Genomic DNA, 505 nt, shown 5'->3' with positions numbered 1-505 from the left:
TAGGTGAAATCTTCATTTTCAATTTCCCCATCAATCGCCATTAAAGCCCCCTCATGGTAAAAAGGCATAGGCTCACTTTCCCGGTTTTCAAAGGGGTATTGGACAAATCCAATCCCCTTATTCCCCGGCATATGTTCAATCAAACCGTCACCAAAATGTTCACTGATTAACCCTTTTTCACGGATTAATTGACTGTCACCATCTGGCGTAATGGTCCCAATACCAACGGCCGCTTGCCCCCGGTGTTGCAGGGCATAGAGACCGTAATATAGATGCGGAAATGCTTCAATATTATCGAAAGAGTAAACGCCTAAAATACCACTCATTTAGCCACCTACTACAACGCTTGAATCGCTGCTTCGTTGTTCATGTCGCGAACACCAGCGCTTAATTCTTTTTTATAGTCGTTTAATTTTTCTGTTAAAGCTTGGTCTGCCACCGCTAAAACTTGTACGGCTAAAATAGCCGCGTTTTCGCCGCCATCAAGGGCCACTGTCGCAACTGG

At 44.8% G+C, this 505-nt stretch carries 1 protein-coding gene and 1 pseudogene; both read right to left on the bottom strand.

Annotated features, from left to right (window positions below; all coding sequences use genetic code 11):
• Positions 1-326, bottom strand: a pseudogene (locus ACRCJ0_RS19560) (amidophosphoribosyltransferase); the annotation flags it as partial.
• 11 nt (positions 327-337) lie between these two features.
• Positions 338-493: a hypothetical protein gene (locus ACRCJ0_RS19555; protein ID WP_431391883.1), complete on the bottom strand. Its 156-nt coding sequence runs from the start codon at positions 491-493 to the stop codon at positions 338-340.
• Between the last annotated feature and the right edge of the window lie 12 nt (positions 494-505).

It is taken from the genome of Aerococcus sp. L_32, from assembly GCF_050689315.1.
This window is presented reverse-complemented; position numbering and strand designations above follow the sequence as displayed.